Source organism: Micromonospora desertarenae (assembly GCF_056150265.1).
On the sequence record NZ_JAXCFQ010000021.1, the window covers coordinates 1 to 13,456 of the forward strand.

The 13,456-nt window shown below is 73.1% G+C and carries 10 protein-coding genes and 1 rRNA gene; 7 read left to right on the top strand and 4 right to left on the bottom strand.

Going from position 1 to position 13,456, the window contains the following annotated elements:
* Window positions 1-90: ribosomal RNA gene (gene rrf, locus SM577_RS29885) — 5S ribosomal RNA — on the top strand; the annotation flags it as partial.
* 486 nt (window positions 91-576) lie between these two features.
* Here the strand turns inward: rrf and SM577_RS29890 are convergent.
* A complete protein-coding gene (locus SM577_RS29890) occupies window positions 577-1,257 on the bottom strand; it encodes a hypothetical protein (RefSeq protein ID WP_474588553.1) in 681 nt (226 codons plus the stop codon).
* Between the two features lie 69 nt (window positions 1,258-1,326).
* Between SM577_RS29890 and SM577_RS29895 the strand changes: the two genes are divergently transcribed.
* From SM577_RS29895 to SM577_RS29905, 3 genes are read left to right on the top strand one after another with little or no spacing between them, the layout of a single operon-like run.
* The gene (locus SM577_RS29895; protein ID WP_474581838.1) at window positions 1,327-3,945 is read left to right on the top strand and encodes a valine--tRNA ligase; all 2,619 of its coding nucleotides are present in this window, start codon (window positions 1,327-1,329) and stop codon (window positions 3,943-3,945) included.
* Between the two features lie 59 nt (window positions 3,946-4,004).
* Window positions 4,005-5,276, top strand: a complete 1,272-nt coding sequence (locus tag SM577_RS29900; RefSeq protein ID WP_474581901.1) for a bifunctional folylpolyglutamate synthase/dihydrofolate synthase — start codon at window positions 4,005-4,007, stop codon at window positions 5,274-5,276.
* Complete coding sequence (locus tag SM577_RS29905; protein ID WP_474588554.1) at window positions 5,273-5,710, top strand: DUF4233 domain-containing protein; 438 nt, start codon at window positions 5,273-5,275, stop codon at window positions 5,708-5,710. Before SM577_RS29900 ends, SM577_RS29905 begins: the two co-directional genes overlap by 4 nt.
* 28 nt (window positions 5,711-5,738) lie before the next feature.
* Here SM577_RS29905 and SM577_RS29910 read toward each other — a convergent pair whose 3' ends face one another.
* Entirely contained in the window at window positions 5,739-7,034 is a 1,296-nt protein-coding gene (locus SM577_RS29910; protein WP_474588555.1) for a VOC family protein, read from the bottom strand.
* 143 nt (window positions 7,035-7,177) lie between these two features.
* Between SM577_RS29910 and ndk the strand changes: the two genes are divergently transcribed.
* Complete coding sequence (ndk, locus tag SM577_RS29915; protein ID WP_088992371.1) at window positions 7,178-7,603, top strand: nucleoside-diphosphate kinase; 426 nt, start codon at window positions 7,178-7,180, stop codon at window positions 7,601-7,603.
* An 86-nt stretch (window positions 7,604-7,689) separates the two neighbouring features.
* On the opposite strand, the gene sigJ is transcribed toward ndk, so the two are convergent.
* Both sigJ and SM577_RS29925 read right to left on the bottom strand, forming a co-directional pair.
* On the bottom strand, window positions 7,690-8,568 hold the full coding sequence (gene sigJ / locus SM577_RS29920) for an RNA polymerase sigma factor SigJ (RefSeq protein ID WP_474588556.1): 879 nt from the start codon (window positions 8,566-8,568) through the stop codon (window positions 7,690-7,692).
* Complete coding sequence (locus SM577_RS29925) at window positions 8,565-9,005, bottom strand: carboxymuconolactone decarboxylase family protein (RefSeq protein ID WP_302919049.1); 441 nt, start codon at window positions 9,003-9,005, stop codon at window positions 8,565-8,567. Before SM577_RS29925 ends, sigJ begins: the two co-directional genes overlap by 4 nt.
* A 393-nt stretch (window positions 9,006-9,398) precedes the next feature.
* Here SM577_RS29925 and ileS point away from each other — a divergent pair, with 393 nt between their 5' ends.
* Both ileS and SM577_RS29935 read left to right on the top strand, forming a co-directional pair.
* Window positions 9,399-12,545 (top strand): isoleucine--tRNA ligase, encoded by a 3,147-nt coding sequence (gene ileS, locus SM577_RS29930; RefSeq protein ID WP_474588557.1) that lies wholly within the window; start codon window positions 9,399-9,401, stop codon window positions 12,543-12,545.
* 186 nt (window positions 12,546-12,731) lie between these two features.
* Window positions 12,732-13,427: a lysophospholipid acyltransferase family protein gene (locus SM577_RS29935; protein ID WP_474588558.1), complete on the top strand. Its 696-nt coding sequence runs from the start codon at window positions 12,732-12,734 to the stop codon at window positions 13,425-13,427.
* Window positions 13,428-13,456 lie beyond the last annotated feature (29 nt).

Below are 13,456 nucleotides of genomic sequence, written 5' to 3' on the forward strand. Positions count from 1 at the left end.
CCCGGTCACATTCCGAACCCGGAAGCTAAGCCCTCCAGCGCCGATGGTACTGCACTCGCGAGGGTGTGGGAGAGTAGGACACCGCCGGACAATCTTCCATTCAGGGCCACCCCCACCAAGGGGGTGGCCCTGAATGCGTTCACCCCCACCTTCCCACCCGGCCGCCAACCACCCCGCCGAACACAGCGGGGCCACACCCCACCCGGCCGCTAACCATGATCACCGCCGAGCAGTTGGAGGCCCGACCCGAGACCGCCGGCGCCTTTTGCGGTGTGCGCGCGATCGCTCTGAAGGCCCTCGCCCGCTTGGCGGGTGGACTAAACCGCGGCCGGGAGCCGTTCCACCGCTGCGTTTCTGGCGCTACCGCTTGGCCGCACCGACCGTCGAGCCCTGACCTCGACGAGGGTGTGGCCCGCCGTGCCCGGCGGAGGGACCAAGCCTGACCGCCCGGAGCCGGCGGCGGGCCACACCCCCAACCGTAACCGCATAGCGGCGGCCCAGCCACGTTCCAGCCGCCGCGGGAAAGTAGTCGGAGGGCACGCCGATAACGACGGCCGCGGGGGCGGCGAAAGGGCCTCAGTCCCGGGTCTGGATGCCCTCGCGGATCTTGCGCAGCAGCTCGCCCGCCTGGTCGACCGGACGTCCGGGGAACATCGCCATCACCACGCTGCCGTGGTCGGCCCAGCCGCAGATGGCGAAGTCGCCGCCCTCGCCGCTGGTGCTGCCGCACTTCATCACCCCGCCGAGCCGGCCGGCCGGCACCTCACGCAGCCCGGTCACCTTGCCGGTCTCGTCGGACATCAGGCGGAAGAGGGTGTCCAGGTCGCGCTCGGGCTGCCAGAGCAGCGTGGCGCCGCCGAAGATGAGCACCGACTTCCGCTCGTCGGCCGGGTCGCGGTAGACGGTGCCGAAGCTGCGGTCCAGGTCGATGTCGGCGGCGAAGCCGCTGCGCAGGTAGTCGGCGGTGCTGCGGGCCCGTTCGCTGTCGTCCCGGGTCAGGCCGGCCACCCGCTCCGGCGTGGCCAGGTCGGTGTCCTTCTGCTGGCTCACCCGCCAGCCGGCAGTGCCCAGCGCACCGGCGCCGGCCAGGCCGGCGACGAGCAGCGCCGCGAGCAGCACCCGCCGGCGCCGCGACCGGGGCCGCCGTTCGGCGGCTGCCTCCGGGTCCCGGTTGCTCAGCTGGATCGGCTCCTCGGTCAGGTCGATGGGCTCCCGCCCGTCGTCGACCGGGCGCTCGGTGAGATGTGCGTCGGACATAGCCGACACCGTACGCGAAGCACCGGTGGCGCACGTCAGGTCCGCGGAAGCGCTCCGTAGACTTTCAGGGTGACCGAGAGACTGGATGCCCGACGCCCCGACGCCCCGACCCTGCCCGGCCAGTACCAGCCGGGCGAGGTAGAGCAGCGACGGTACGAGCAGTGGGTAGCCGCCGGCCACTTCCGGGCGTCGGCGGAGAGCGACAAGCCCCCGTTCACCATCGTCATCCCGCCGCCGAACGTCACCGGCTCGCTGCACATGGGCCACGCGTTCGAGCACACCCTGATGGACGCGCTCACCCGGCGCAAGCGCATGCAGGGCTACGAGGCGCTCTGGCTGCCCGGCATGGACCACGCCGGCATCGCCACCCAGAACCTGGTGGAGCGGCAGCTCGCCACCGAGGGGCTGTCCCGGCACGACCTGGGCCGGGAGAAGTTCGTCGAGCGGGTCTGGCAGTGGAAGGCCGAGTCCGGCGGCGCGATCCTCGGCCAGATGCGCCGCCTCGGCGACGCCGTCGACTGGGACCGCGAGCGCTTCACCATGGACGAGGGCCTGTCCCGGGCCGTGCAGACCATGTTCAAGAAGCTCTTCGACGACGGTCTGATCTACCGGGCGAACCGGATCATCAACTGGTGCCCGCGCTGTCTCACCGCGCTCTCCGACATCGAGGTGGAGCACACCGACGACGAGGGTGAGCTGATCTCGATCCGCTACAGCGACGAGGTGGTGGTGGCCACCACCCGGGCCGAGACGATGCTCGGCGACACCGCGGTCGCGGTGCACCCGGACGACGAGCGGTACCGGCACCTGATCGGCACGGAGGTGGCGCTGCCGCTCACCGACCGGCGGATCCCGATCGTCGCCGACGAGCACGTCGACCCGAGCTTCGGCACCGGCATGGTCAAGGTGACCCCGGCGCACGACCCGAACGACTTCGAGATCGGCCAGCGGCACGACCTGCCGGCGCTGACGATCATGGACGAGCGGGGCGTCATCACCGCGCCCGGCCCGTTCGAGGGGCTGGACCGGTACGAGGCCCGCCCGGCGATCGTCGCCGCGCTGCGCGAGCAGGGCCTGATCGTGGCCGAGAAGCGGCCGTACCTGCACGCGGTGGGGCACTGCTCGCGGTGCAAGACCACCGTCGAGCCGCGGCTGTCGCTGCAGTGGTTCGTGAACACCGGCCCGCTCGCCCAGGCCGCCGGCGACGCGGTGCGCGACGGCCGGGTGAAGATCGAGCCGGCCGAGCTGGCCAAGCGCTACTTCGCCTGGGTCGACAACATGCACGACTGGTGCATCTCCCGCCAGCTCTGGTGGGGGCACCGCATCCCGGTCTGGTACGGCCCGAACGGCGAGATCGTCTGCGTCGGCCCGGACGAGCAGCCGCCGACCGGCGAGGGCTGGCGGCAGGACGAGGACGTCCTGGACACCTGGTTCTCCAGCGGCCTGTGGCCCTTCTCCACACTGGGCTGGCCGGAGCAGACCCCGGACCTGGCGAAGTTCTACCCGACCAGCGTCCTGGTCACCGGCTACGACATCCTCTTCTTCTGGGTCGCCCGGATGATGATGTTCGGCCTCTACGCGATGGACGGCGTACAGCCGTTCGACGTGGTGGCGCTGCACGGCATGGTCCGCGACGAGCACGGCAAGAAGATGTCCAAGTCGTTCGGCAACGTGGTCGACCCGCTGGACTGGATCGACCGGTTCGGTGCCGACGCCACCCGGTTCACCCTGGCCCGGGGCGCCAACCCCGGTCAGGACGTGCCGGTCAGCGAGGAGTGGTGCCAGGGCTCCCGCAACTTCTGCAACAAGCTCTGGAACGCCACCCGGTTCGCGCTGATGAACGGCGCGCACACCGAGGGGCCGCTGCCGGCGGCCGAGGCGCTGTCGACCGTCGACCGGTGGATCCTGTCCCGGCTGGCGCACGTCACCGCCGAGGTCGACGAGCAGTTCGAGGCGTACGAGTTCGCCAAGGTCTGCGACCTGCTGTACCACTTCGCCTGGGACGACGTCTGCGACTGGTACGTCGAGCTGAGCAAGCCGGTGCTGGCCGAGGGGGGACCGGCCGCCGAGGCCACCCGCCGGGTGCTCGGGCACGTGCTGGACCAGCTGCTGCGGCTGCTGCACCCGGTCATCCCGTTCGTCACCGAGGAGCTGTGGTTGGCCCTGACCGGCGGCGAGACGGTGATGACCGCCGCCTGGCCGACCGCCGACCGGGCGCGGCTCGACGACGCCGCGGAGGCCGAGGTCGGCACCCTGCAACGGGTGGTCACCGAGGTCCGCCGGTTCCGCTCCGACCAGGGCCTGCGCCCCACCCAGCGGGTCGCCGCCCGGCTCGACGGCCTGGCCGCCGCCGGGATCGCGGCGCACGAGCCGCTGATCCGGTCGCTGGCCCGGCTGGACGCGGCCGGTGACGACTTCCAGGCCAGCGCCACGCTGGCCATGCCCGGCTCGGTGAACGTCGCCCTGGACACCCGGGGCTCGATCGACGTGGCCGCCGAGCGGGCCCGGCTCACCAAGGACCGGGCGGCGGCCGAGAAGGAGGCCGCGCAGGCCCGGGCCAAGCTGGACAACCCGGCGTTCGTCGGCAAGGCCCCGGAGCCGGTGGTCGCCAAGATCCGCGACCGGCTCGCGGTGGCCGAGGCCGACCTGGCCCGGATCGACGCGGCTCTGGAGGCGCTGCCCTCGTGACCGATCGTGACTCGTTCGCCGCGCTGGAGGCCGAACTGGCCGGCCGCGGGTTCACCCGGATGGTCTTCGAGCTGGACCGGATCCAGTCCCTGCTCGACCTGCTGGGCGACCCGCAGCGGGCGTACCCGGCCATCCACCTGACCGGGACGAACGGCAAGACCTCCACGGCCCGCATGATCGATTCGCTGTTGCGGGCGTTCGGCCTGCACACCGGCCGCTACACCAGCCCGCACCTGGAGACCGTCCGGGAGCGGATCAGCCTGGACGGCGAGCCGGTGAGCGAGGAGCGGTTCACCGCGACGTACCGGGAGGTCGAGCCGCTGGCCCGGCTGGTGGACGAGCGGTCGGCCGAGCCGCTGACCTACTTCGACATGACCACCGCACTGGCGTTCGCCACCTTCGCCGACGCCCCGGTCGACGTGGCGGTGGTCGAGGTGGGCCTCGGCGGCGCCGAGGACTCGACCAACGTGATCCAGGCCGGCGTCGCGGTGATCACCCCGATCGGGCTGGACCACACGGAGTGGCTCGGCGACACGGTCGAGGACATCGCGCTGCACAAGGCCGGCATCATCCACAAGGGCGCGACCGTCATCTCGGCGGCGCAGGAGGAGGAGGCGGCCCGCCCGATCCTGGAGCGCTGCGCCGAGGTCGGCGCGACCATCGCCCGCGAGGGCTCGGAGTTCGGCGTGCTCCGGCGGGCCGTCGCCGTGGGTGGGCAGGTGCTCACCCTGCAGGGCCTGGGCGGCGTCTACGAGGAGGTGTTCGTCCCGCTGCACGGCGCCCACCAGGCGCAGAACGCGGCGGTGGCGCTCGCCGCCGTCGAGGCGTTCCTCGGCGCCGGCGCCCGGCGCCAGCTGGACGTCGAGACGGTCCGCGAGGGATTCGCGGCGGCCAGCTCGCCGGGGCGGCTGGAACGGGTCCGCAGCGCGCCGACGATCCTGCTGGACGGGGCGCACAACCCGCAGGGGATGGCCGCCACGGTCACCGCGCTCCAGGAGGAGTTCGCGTTCAGCAAGCTGGTGGCGGTGCTCGGCGTGCTCGCCGACAAGGACGCCGCGAGCCTGCTGGAGCTGCTGGAACCGGTGGTCGACCAGGTGGTGGTGACCCGCAACAGCTCGCCGCGGGCGATGCCGGCGGGGGAGTTGGCCGCGCTGGCCGCCGAGGTGTTCGGCCCGGACCGGGTCGAGGTGGCTGAGGAGATGCCGGACGCGATCGAGGCGGCGGTGGCGCTGGCCGAGGAGGACGTGCCGGGCGAGTTGAGCGGGGTCGGCGTACTGATCACGGGCTCGGTGGTGACCGTGGCCGACGCCCGCCGGCTGCTGAAGCGATGACCGGCCCGGAACAGCAGCGGGCCGGCGCGCCCGACGGGCCGGCCGGTGCACCGGGCGAGCCGGGCGGGCGCGGCGGGCCGCCGGCGGGTGGGCCGCGGCGGTCCGGGCTGCGGAACCCGGGGCGGGCGGTACGCGGCCTGGGCGCCGGCACGCTGAGCCTGGAGGCGTTGGTGCTGCTGCTCGCCATCCAGCCGATCCGGGTGGTCGGCGGTGACCTGAGCGGCACCGCGATCGGCGCGGTGGTGGCGCTGGCCGTGACGGCGGTGGTGCTGGCCGGCATGATGCGCCGGCCGTGGACCTGGCACGCGGGCACCGCCCTGCAGGGGCTGCTGATGCTGGCCGGCCTGCTGCACTGGTCGCTGTTCGCGCTGGGCGTCATCTTCGCCCTGGTCTGGGCGTACGCCCTGCACGTCCGCCGGGTCATCCTCGGCTGACCGCGGCCCGGCGCCGGGCGGCGGCGGTTCAGGCCTCGGCGCGTTCCCGCCACTGGGTCAGCGCGATGCCGTGACCGTCCGGGTCGCGGAAGGCGGCCGCCCACACCTCCAGCCGGCTGCCCCGGTTGACCACCCGGGGCGCGTAGGTGAACCGCACCCCGGAGTCGCGCATCCGGTCGTACGCGGCCTGGATGTCGTCGACCTCCAGGTTGACGTGCACCAGCCGCCGGTTCACCGCCGCCGCCTCGGTGTTCTCCCGCAGCACCAGCCGGGTCGCGCCGGAGGCGAGCACCGCGTTGCCGGCGCCCCGGTCGACCTCGGTGAAGCCGAGCACGTCCCGGTAGAACGCCAGCGAACGGGACAGCTCGGTGACCAGCAGGGTGAGCCCCACCCCGCTGATCGGTGCGGCCGGGTCGGCCGGCGCCGCGTCCGGGTCGAAGCCGAAGATCGCCTCGTCCAGCTCCTCCGGGGTGACCGCCTCCTCGCGCGGCCGGGGCGGCGGCAGCGGGTCGTCCAGCGGCAGGTCGATCGGGTCCAGCGGCTCGGCCGCGGGCGGGTCGAACCGCTCCTCGGCGGGCGGCCGCGGGGCGGGGGTGGCCCGGCGGGGCAGGGTGCCGCTCTCCGTCGACTGCTCGACCACGGTGCCCTCCAGCACCACCGGACCGCCGGGACGCTGGTGCATCCGCACCGGCTCGCGCTCGTCGGCGGGTGGGCCGAGCTCGTCGACCAGCGGGTCCGGCCCGAGCGGCCCGAGCGGGTCGTGCGGTTCGTCGCGCAGGTCGTCCTCGGGCGCCCGGTCGGCCCACGGCGGGGCCTCCTGCTGGATCAGCACCTCCTCCACCGGCTCGGCGTCGGCGTACTCGGGCGGGAGGTCGGCGGCGGCCGCGGCGGTCTCGGTGTGGGTGGGCACCTCGTCCCAGAGGACCCGGACGTGCCGCTGGTCGTCCAGCGCCACCCGGATCGGCAGGGCCTGGCCGAGCGAGGGCCACTTCGCCACCGGCACCCGCGGCTCGATGATCTTCTTGGAGCGGGGCGGCAGGCCGGGCGCGTCGATCACCAGTTGCAGCTCGCAGCGGCCGAAGGCGTACTGGGTGGGTGGCTCGGAGGCGCTGTGCACGTGCCCGACCCCGACCACCCAGGTGCGCCCGCCGCCGCGCACCGTGGCCAGCGCGATGGCCAGCACCAGCAGGGCCACCCCGAGCGCCACGATCGCCCAGCTGGTCATGCCGAGGCCGAAGAGGATCACGAAGGTGGCCACGGTGCCGAGCACCGCGGCGATCAGCTTGCGTACCGGCGCGATGGGTCGGTTCCCGCCATTCGCCACTGTGGACCTCCCGGGGGTCAAGGGCCAGGCTAGGCCGGACCGGTGGCCGGGGGAAAGACCGGCCGCCGCGCCGGCGCCGGGACCGGGTCGCTAGGCTGACCGTACCCAGCAGGACGGTCTTGCGCGCACAGGAGGAACCCAGCGTGTCCAGCAGCAGCCCGGATGAGCGCACCCTCGTACTGATCAAGCCGGACGCGGTGCGCCGCGGGCTGGTCGGCGAGGTCATCTCCCGTTTCGAGCGCAAGGGGCTGCGGATCGACGCGATGGTGACCCGGACGATGGACGCCGCGCTGGCCGACGAGCACTACGCCGAGCACGTCGACAAGCCGTTCTACCCGCCGCTGAAGGACTTCATGACCGGCGGCCCGCTGGTCGCCCTGGTGCTCTCCGGCGACCAGGTCATCGACGTGGTACGCGGGCTGGTCGGCGCGACCGACGGGCGCAAGGCGGCCGCCGGCACCATCCGCGGCGACTTCTCCCTGTCCAACCGGGAGAACCTGGTGCACGCCTCCGACTCCCCGGACAGCGCCAAGCGCGAGATCGCGCTCTGGTTCCCCGAGCTGGGCTGACCGACCTTCCCGGGTCCGGGATGCCGAACCTCCCCGCGGAGCCCGGCGGCGGCCGCCGCCGGGCCGTACGGGCTCCGGACCCCGGCTCAGTCGGTGAGCGCCGATAGCTTGTCCGGGTTCCCCATGACGTAGAGCCCGGTGATCCGGCCGCCGGTGGCGGCCACGGTGATCGCGTACCGGCTGCCGTCGGGCCGGACGATCAGCGCCGCCGGCTGGCCGTTGAGCTCCAGCCGGCGTGCCGAGAACGGGACGCCGCCGTAGATGCCGGCGAAGAAGCGGGCGATCCGGTCCGCCCCGGCCACCGGGTTGCGGGCCGCCTTCACCCGACCGCCGCCGTCGGTCCAGGCGGTGGCGTCCGCGGCGACCAGCCCGGTCAGCCTCGCCAGGTCGCCGTCGCGGGCGGCGGCGAGGAAGGCGTCCAGCAGCCGCTCCTGCTCGGCCCGGTCGGCGGCGAACCGGCGCCGGTCCTGCCCGATCCGGGCCACCGCCCGGTGGTGCAGCTGCCGGCAGTCCGCCGGCGACCGGTCCAGGATCTCCGCGATCTCGGCGTACGGCAGCTCGAAGGCGGTGTGCAGCACGTAGACCGCCCGCTCCGGCGGGCTGAGCCGTTCCAGCAGGTGCAGCAGCGCGGTGGCCAGCGAGTCGCGCTGCTCGGCGCGGTCCAGCGGGCCGAACGGCGAGGGCGCGGTGGGCACCGGCTCGGGCAGCCAGGGGCCGACGTACGCCTCCCGGGTCGACTGCCGGGCCCGGAGCCGGTCCATGGCCAGCCGGGTGACCACCCGGGACAGGTACCGGCGCGGCTCGGCCACGCGCGTCCGGTCGACGGTGAGCCACCGCAGGTAGGCGTCCTGGAGCACGTCCTCCGCGTCGTGCCGGCTGCCGAGCAGGCGGTAGGCGAGGCCGAGCAGCATCGGCCGGTGCGCGTCGAGCGCACCGGCCGCCTGTGCCGCTTCGGTAGTGGTCACACGTCCAGCGGCGGCTGGGTCCGGCTGGGCACCGCGATCCGGTTCCACACGTTGATTGTGGCAATCGCGATCAGGAGATCCGCGAGTTCCTTCTCCGACCACACCTTCGCCGCGGCGTCCCACACCTCGTCCGGCACGCCGTCCTCGCCCAGCCGGGTGACGGCGTCGGTGAGCGCCAGCGCGGTCCGCTCCCGCTCGTCGAAGAAGGGCGCCTCCCGCCAGGTGGCCACCGCGAAGAGCCGCCGGCTCGACTCGCCCTCGGCGAGCGCGTCCCGGCTGTGCATGTCGACGCAGAACGCGCACCCGTTCAGCATCGACGCCCGGAGCTTCACCAGGTGGTACACGGTGCGCTCGACGTTCGCCCGGGCGTACTTCTCCAGCCCCAGCACGGCCTGGTACGCCTGCGGCGCCACCTCGGCCACGTTGATCCTCTGCATGACGACCTCCTCGGTCCGGTCGGTGTCGACACCCGAACGACGGATCGGCCGGGGCCGGGCGTGACAGCCGGCGCTGTGACGCCGGTCATGCCCGCCGGCCCGCCACCGCGGCCGTTACTCGGCGGCGATCTCCGCCGGAGGTCGGGTAACCTTGACTGCCGTAAGGCGATGACCCGGCCATCACCGGCGAGCCTCCGGAAGAACAGCCGGGTGACCGGCCCAGTAGAACCGGACGGGTCCGGCCCGTCACAGCCGGCCAACGAGCGGGCGGTCGATCCTGACCGCCAAGCGGGGTGGTACCGCGGGCCCACCCGGGGCGCCGACAGGCGTACCGGAACGGCTCGTCCTCGCAGACCCACACGACGCGTGAGCTGCTGAGGAGAGCGACCCCCGATGGCCTATCCGTTGCACGACCCGACCGCCGCCGGCGTGCCGGCGAGCCCGGACCTGCCCGCGGTCGAGCGCCGGGTGCTGGAGCACTGGACGGCCGACAAGACCTTCGAGGCCAGCGTCGAGGCCCGCCCCGCCGGCACCGACGGCAAGAACGAGTACGTCTTCTACGACGGCCCGCCGTTCGCCAACGGCCTGCCGCACTACGGCCACCTCTTCACCGGCTACGTCAAGGACGTGGTGCCGCGCTACCAGACCATGCGCGGCCGGCACGTCGAGCGGCGCTTCGGCTGGGACTGCCACGGCCTGCCCGCCGAGGTGGTGGCCGAGAAGCAGCTCGGCATCACCAGCAAGGCGGAGATCCTCGACCTCGGCGTGGCCCGGTTCAACGAGGCGTGCCGCACCTCGGTGCTGGAGTTCACCCAGGACTGGGAGCGGTACGTCACCCGGCAGGCCCGCTGGGTCGACTTCGCCAACGACTACAAGACCCTCGACCTGGACTACATGGAAAGCGTCATGTGGGCCTTCAAGACCCTGCACGACAAGGGTCTGGTCTACGAGGGCTTCCGGGTGCTGGCGTACTGCTGGCGCTGCGAGACGCCGCTGTCGAACACCGAGACCCGGATGGACGACGTCTACCGGGACCGGCACGACCCGACGCTGTCGGTGTGGTTCGAGCTGACCCCGGACGAGCGCGCCCCGGAGCTGGTGCGCGGGCCGGTGCGGCTCGGCGTCTGGACCACCACGCCGTGGACCCTGCCGTCCAACCTGGCGCTCGCCGTCGGCCCGGACATCGAGTACGCGGTGCTGGAGCGCGACGGCCAGCGGTACGTGGTCGGCGCGGCCCGGCTGGCCGCCTACGGCAAGGAGCTGGAGGGGTACGAGCAGGTCGGCACGGTGCGCGGCGCGGACCTGGTCGGGCGCCGGTACACCCCGCTCTACGACTTCCTCGTCGAGCAGGCCGGCCCGAACGCGTACCAGGTGCTCGGCGCGGACTTCGTCACCACCGAGGACGGCACCGGGATCGTGCACCTCGCCCCGGCCTTCGGTGAGGACGACCAGAACGTCTGCAACGCGGCCGGCATCCCGACCGTCGTCACGGTGGACGACCACACCCGGTTCACCGCGCTGGTCCCGCCGTACCAGGGCGAGCAGGTCTTCGACGTCAACAAGCCGGTGATCCGGGAGCTCAAGGAGCGGGGGGTGGTGCTCAAGCAGGACACCTACACCCACTCCTACCCGCACTGCTGGCGCTGCGACACCCCGCTGGTCTACAAGGCGGTGTCGTCGTGGTTCGTCGCGGTGACGCGGTTCAAGGACCGGATGGTCGAGCTGAACCAGCAGATCAACTGGACACCGGGGCACATCAAGGACGGCTCGTTCGGCAAGTGGCTGGCCAACGCCCGGGACTGGTCGATCAGCCGGAACCGGTTCTGGGGCTCGCCGATCCCGGTGTGGAAGTCCGACGACCCGAACTACCCGCGGGTCGACGTCTACGGCTCGCTGGCCGAACTGGAGCGGGACTTCGGCGTACGCCTGACCGACCTGCACCGGCCGGCGGTGGACGAGCTGGTCCGCCCCAACCCGGACGACCCGACCGGGCGCTCGATGATGCGCCGGGTCCCCGAGGTGCTGGACTGCTGGTTCGAGTCCGGCTCGATGCCGTTCGCCCAGGTGCACTACCCGTTCGAGAACCGCGACTGGTTCGAGCACCACTACCCGGGCGACTTCATCGTGGAGTACATCGGGCAGACCCGCGGCTGGTTCTACACCATGCACGTGCTGGCCACCGCGCTGTTCGATCGGCCGGCGTTCCGCAACTGCCTCAGCCACGGCATCCTGCTCGGCTCCGACGGGCGCAAGATGTCCAAGAGCCTGCGCAACTACCCGGACGTCTACCACGTCTTCGACTCGTACGGTTCGGACGCGATGCGCTGGATGCTGATGTCCTCGCCGGTGCTGCGCGGCGGCGACATGCCGGTCACCGAGGCGGGCATCCGGGACGCGGTGCGCCAGGTGCTGCTGCCGCTGTGGAACGTCTGGTACTTCTTCTCGCTCTACGCCAACGCGGAAGGGTACCAGGCGCGCCGCCGGACCGACAGTAGCCACCTGCTCGACCGGTACGTGCTGGCGAAGACCCGGGAGCTGGTCGACACGGTTCAGGCGCAGCTGGACGCGTACGACATCTCCGGTGCCTGCGCCACCGTGCGGTCCTACCTGGACGCGCTGACCAACTGGTACGTGCGCCGCTCCCGGGACCGGTTCTGGTCGGGTGACCACGACGCGTTCGACACCCTGTGGACGGTGCTGGAGACGCTCTGCCGGGTGGTGGCGCCGCTGGCGCCGCTGACCGCCGAGGAGATCTGGCGCGGGCTCACCGGCGAGCGGTCGGTGCACCTGACCGACTGGCCGGACGCCACCGGGTTCCCGGCCGACCACGAGCTGGTGGCGGCGATGGACGACACCCGGGCGGTCGCCTCGGCGGCGCTGTCGCTGCGCAAGGCGAAGGGCCTGCGGGTGCGGCTGCCGCTGTCCCGGCTCACCGTCGCCTCCCCGGCGGCGGAGCAGCTGCGGCCGTTCGCCGACCTGGTCGCCGACGAGGTCAACGTCAAGGCGGTGGAGTTCACCGGCGAGGTGTCCGCGTACTGCCAGCAGGTGCTGACAGTGGTGCCCCGGGCGCTCGGCCCGCGGGTCGGCAAGCAGGTGCAGCAGGTCATCAGGGCGGTCAAGGCGGGGGAGTGGGAGCTGGTCGACGGCGCCCCGGTCGCCGCCGGGGTCACCCTGGCCGAGGGTGAGTACGAGCTGCGCCTGGTCGCCGCCGACGCCGAGCACTCCGCGCCGCTGCCCGGCGGTGAGGGGGTGGTCGTGCTGGACACCGAGGTCACCCCGGAGCTGGCCGCCGAGGGGCTGGCCCGGGACGTGGTGCGGGTGGTGCAGCAGGCCCGCCGGGACGCCGACCTGGACGTCTCGGACCGGATCGTGGTGGCGCTGTCGGCGTCCGAGGAGGTGCGCGCGGCGGTGGCCGGGTTCGCCGACTTCGTGGCGCGGGAGGTGCTGGCCGACCAGATCGACGTCGTCGAGGGCGTCGAGGGGTTCACCGGGGAGGTCGGTGAGGGCGATCGGGTGACGGTCGCCGTTCGCCGGGTATGAGATCCGGGTGAGCCGGCCGTAGTGGCCCCTTCCGTCGCGTTCGCGCGGCGGAAGGGGCTCTCCCGGTCCCTCGCCGCCCACCCGGACCAGCCCGCGGACCGCCCGCCACCCGCGCGGGGTGTCCCGGTGGCGTCCGCTAACGTGACACCGCCCGACCAGCCGACCAGTCCGACCGCCGGAGGATCCGTGCCCCTGCTCTACACCATCGGCAAGCTCACCGTGGCGCCCGCGCTCCGGTTGGCCTGGCGCCCCACCGTGGAGGGGCTGGAGCACATTCCGCCGACCGGCGGGGCGATCTTCGCCGCCAACCACCTCTCGGTCGCCGACGAGCTGCTGCTGGGCACGGTGGTGCCCCGGCACCTGGCGTTCTGGGCCAAGTCGGACTACTTCAAGGGCACCGGCCTGCGCGGCCGGTTCAGCAAGGCGGTGCTCACCGGCCTCGGCGCGATCCCGGTCGAGCGGGCCGGCGGGCGGGCGGCGCTGTCGGCGTTCGACGCGGCGATCCCTGCCCTCAAGGGCGGTGACCTCGTGGTGGTCTATCCGGAGGGGACCCGGTCGCCGGACGGTCGGCTCTACCGCGGGCGCACCGGGGTGGCCCGGCTGGCGGTCGCCGCGCAGGTGCCGGTGATCCCGGTCGGCACCATCGGCACCGAGAAGGTCCAGCCGATCGGCGCCCGGATGCCCCGGCTGCTGCCGGCGGACATCACCATCCGGTTCGGCAAGCCGCTGGACTTCACCGGCCGGCCGGACGACCGGACCTCGTTGCGGGCGATGACCGACGAGGTGATGAGCGAGATCCAGAAGCTCACCGGCCAGGAGTACGTGCCCCGGTACGCCCCGCCGCGGACGCACTCGGCCACCCCCGGCGACACCCCGGCCTGACCCCCGGCCGACCCGGTCGGTCGGGGGCC

Coding starts and splice junctions, on each gene's coding strand:
- SM577_RS29890 (WP_474588553.1), bottom strand. CDS start 1,257: ATGTCCGACGCACATCTCACCGAGCGCCCGGTCGACGACGGGCGGGAG.
- SM577_RS29900 (WP_474581901.1), top strand. CDS start 4,005: ATGGTCTTCGAGCTGGACCGGATCCAGTCCCTGCTCGACCTGCTGGGC.
- SM577_RS29905 (WP_474588554.1), top strand. CDS start 5,273: ATGACCGGCCCGGAACAGCAGCGGGCCGGCGCGCCCGACGGGCCGGCC.
- SM577_RS29925 (WP_302919049.1), bottom strand. CDS start 9,005: ATGCAGAGGATCAACGTGGCCGAGGTGGCGCCGCAGGCGTACCAGGCC.
- ileS (WP_474588557.1), top strand. CDS start 9,399: ATGGCCTATCCGTTGCACGACCCGACCGCCGCCGGCGTGCCGGCGAGC.